The sequence below is a fragment of the Streptomyces sp. AB3(2024) genome (assembly GCF_041862025.1).
Taxonomy (GTDB): Bacteria; Actinomycetota; Actinomycetes; order Streptomycetales; family Streptomycetaceae; genus Streptomyces.
Genome location: NZ_JBGWAB010000377.1, coordinates 1 through 310, shown reverse-complemented (window position 1 = coordinate 310; position 310 = coordinate 1). Strand labels below are relative to the sequence as shown.

The following is a 310-nucleotide window of genomic DNA, read 5'->3' as shown; positions in this document are numbered from 1 at the left end:
GCGCGTCATCCGCGCCGCCCTCGCCAGCGCCGGCCTGTCGGCCGCCGAGGTGGACGCCGTCGAGGCGCACGGCACCGGCACCACCCTCGGCGACCCGATCGAGGCCCAGGCGCTCCTGGCGACGTACGGCCAGGAGCGGTCGGCCCACGAGCCGCTGCTGCTCGGTTCGATCAAGTCGAACATCGGGCACACGCAGGCCGCTGCCGGTGTGGCCGGCGTCATGAAGATGGTGCTGGCGATGCAGCACGGGGTGCTTCCGCAGACCCTGCACGTGGACGAGCCCACCCCGCACGTCGACTGGACGGCGGGC

1 pseudogene is annotated in these 310 nt (G+C 73.9%); it reads left to right on the top strand.

Going from position 1 to position 310, the window contains the following annotated elements:
- Positions 1-310, top strand: a pseudogene (locus ACEPPI_RS40850) (polyketide synthase); the annotation flags it as partial.